This is a genomic window from Actinosynnema sp. NPDC059797 (assembly GCF_042732085.1).
Classification (GTDB): domain Bacteria; phylum Actinomycetota; class Actinomycetes; order Mycobacteriales; family Pseudonocardiaceae; genus Actinosynnema.
Map to the genome: position 1 here is coordinate 1 of NZ_JBHWIE010000594.1, position 2,967 is coordinate 2,967.

The window sequence follows — 2,967 nt, forward strand, 5'->3', positions numbered from 1 at the left end:
CGGCTCCCGGTGGCGGTCTTCGCCGATTGTCAGGCGTTCGGGTCGAACGGGATGCCGCTCGGCTTGGCCTGGGCGAGGTTGTGGTTGAACGCGCCGTCCTTGATGGCCAGGCTCGCGCTGCCGAAGTCGGCGTTCACGAGGATGTCCCGGATGCCCGGCGGGAAGTGGTCCCAGCTGACCAGGTCCGGGTACTGCCAGGTGCCGTAGTGGTTCTCCGGCTGCTCGGTCGAGCTCGCGAGGCGGAAGCAGTGCGTGCTCCAGCCGTCCTTGTGGTAGACGATCTTGGGGTGCGTGCCCTCCCAGGAGACCTGGGAGCGCGGGTAGGTCGAGTACTTGCCGTGCGCCGAGGTGGAGACGTACTGCGCCTGGTCGTTGCTGACCCACACGACGACGTGCTCGATGTCGTGCCGGTGGCCGCAGCAGTCGAGGCCCGGCACGGCCTGGTCCTTCTCGAAGTAGAGGTCGTAGAGGTAGGCGCACCAGCCGTTGTTGCACTTGGAGCGCGAGTACGAGTTGGTGTTGTCCAGGTCGGACTGGTCGCGGCACTGGCCGTTGAGGGCGCCGGAGTTGTTCAGGCCCGTCGCGATCGCCCCGGTCGGCGAGATGGCCGGGGTCGGGTAGCAGCCGTCGGTGTCGTAGTCGAAGGCCGGCTGCCACTTGGCGTCGGCGGCGGCGGCGCTCGCGGGCAGCGCCTGCGGGGGTTCTGCCCAGGCGACCCCGGGCACGAGGACGGCCAGCAGAGTGGCGCCCACCAGCGCGGTCAGCAGTTTCCTCGGGGTGGTTCGGGTCCGGTCCGTCGTCTTGGCGGTCACGGCGAGCATGCTCTCCATCCGGTGTCGAGCGGCACGAGCGTCGGGGCCGGTCGTGCGGAGGTCAACCGGCCGGTGACGAGGGTCGCGGCCCGGGAGCGCACCGTCAACCCGCCGATGGTCGCGCCGGGGCGAACAGCCGGCGAACAGCGGGCCGCTGGTCTACACCACCCGGTCGTTGCCGCCGTCGACGGGCACCTGGGCGCCGGTGGTGCAGGCGAAGGTGTCCGAGCACAGCTCCGCGACGAGCCTGCCGACCGCGGCGCTGGTGACCTCCGCGCCCAGCAGGTTCCGCCGCTTGTAGGCCTCGACGCCGATGCCGTAGTGCGCGGCGCGCTGGGCGAGGACCTCCTCGGTCCACAGCCCGGTGTCGAAGACCGCGTCGGGGTGGACCGCGTTGACCCGGATGCCGTCCGACGCCCACTCCAGGGCGGCGACCCTGGCCAGCTGGGTGACCGCGGCCTTCGACGCCGAGTACGCGGCGGCGCCCGGACCCGGCGCGGGCGCGTTCTTCGAGGCGATGACCACGACCCGGCCGCCGCGCGGCGCCAGCCGCAGGAACGGGTGCACGGCGCGGAAGAGCATCGCGGTGGCGTCGGCGTTGACCGCCATGGTGCGCCGCCACGAGTCCGCGTCGAGGTCGGCGATGGGGGTGTTGCCGGGGAACACGCCGGCGGAGGCGACCACGACGTCCAGCCCGCCGAACCGCTCGACGCCGCGGGCGATCGCGTCCTCCACCGCCGCCGCGTCGGTGACGTCGACCCGGAGGCCCAGGTGGTCGGTGCGGCTCTCGGTCGGGGTGAGGTCCAGGCCGATCACGCACGCGCCCCTGGCGCGCAACGCGTCGGCGCACGCCCGGCCGATGCCGGAGGCGGCGCCGGTGACGAGGGCGACCTCGCCGGTGAACTCGGCCGGTGGGCCCGCCAGGCGGAGCTTGGCCTGCTCCAGCTCCCAGTACTCCATCTCGAACAGGTCGCCCGGCGGCAGGGCGCGGTACCCGCCGAGTTCCTCGGCGTGCTCGATGACGTCGATGGTGTGCGCGTAGATGTCGCGGGCGATGTCGGCGTCCTTGGCCCGCCGGCCGGCGGTGAGCATGCCGAGTTCGGGGTCGAGCACGACGCGGGGCGCCGGGTCGAGCATGGTCAAACCTCGCCGCGCGTGCCGCTCGAAGTAGCGGCGGTACTCGGCGGCGTAGCCCTCGACGTCCCGGCCGACCAGCGGCACCCGCTTGGTGCGGATGACGTGGTCGGGTGTCGCCGGGCCCCGGGTCGCCACGTCGGCCAGGTCGGGCCGGGCGACGAAGGCCGCGGTGGCGGGGTCGGTGTGCCTGGTGACGATCATCGGGTGACCCGCGGTCGCCGAGATCTCCCGGCGGAGGGCGGCGAGGTCGCGGGGGTCGGCGCGGGGCAGGGACGCGGTCGCGCGGGCGGGTCGGTGCCGCGCCAGGCGCTCCTCTGCGGCTCTGACCAGCTCGACGTGCCGGGTGTATGCCTGTTCGGCGTCCTCGCCGAAGGTGAACAGGCCGTGGTTCATCAGGACCACGCCGATCGTGCGCTCGTCGGCGCGTTCGGCGAACAGCTCGGCGCACGTCCGGGCGAGGGCGAAACCCGGCATCACGTAGGGGACGACCACGACGCGATCGCCGAAGACCTCCGCCGCGAGGGGTTCGCGCAGGTTGGTCAGCGTGATCACGGCGTCGGCGTGGGTGTGCAGCACGACGGGGTGCGGCAGGAGCGCGTGCAGCAGGGTCTCGACGCTGGGGTCCGGCGCGCTCGCGTCGAGCAGGGCGCACCGCAGCTCGTTCATCATCCGGCCGTCGGGCAGGTCGGGCACGGTCAGCAGCTCGCGCAGGCGGTCGAGCCTGAGGGGCGCGAACCCGGCGCGTTCGATGTCCGCCAGGTCCCAGCCGCTGCCCTTGACGTGCAGCACGTCCACCTCGCGGCCGGTGAGGTCGGTGACGACCGCCTTGACCGAGGTGTTGCCGCCGCCGTGCAGGACCAGCGACGGTTCGCGGCCGAGCAGCCGGGAGGCGTGCACGCAGGCGTCGAGGGGGTCCGCGCCCGGGTCAGCCCAGCGGTTTTCCACTGATCGTCCGCTCGTCGGTGATGATGGCCGTGACCAGGTCGGCGGGGGTGACGTCGAAGGCGTAGTTCAGCGC

2 protein-coding genes are annotated in these 2,967 nt (G+C 72.9%); both read right to left on the reverse strand.

Features of this window, described 5'->3' with window-relative positions; all coding sequences use genetic code 11:
• Nucleotides 1-29: 29 nt before the first annotated feature.
• A complete protein-coding gene (locus ACFV4N_RS42175) occupies nt 30-821 on the reverse strand; it encodes an NPP1 family protein (RefSeq protein ID WP_499678306.1) in 792 nt (263 codons plus the stop codon).
• Nucleotides 822-971: 150 nt separating this feature from the next.
• A complete protein-coding gene (locus ACFV4N_RS42180; protein ID WP_499678307.1) occupies nt 972-2,894 on the reverse strand; it encodes a bifunctional aldolase/short-chain dehydrogenase in 1,923 nt (640 codons plus the stop codon).
• Nucleotides 2,895-2,967: the final 73 nt, after the last annotated feature.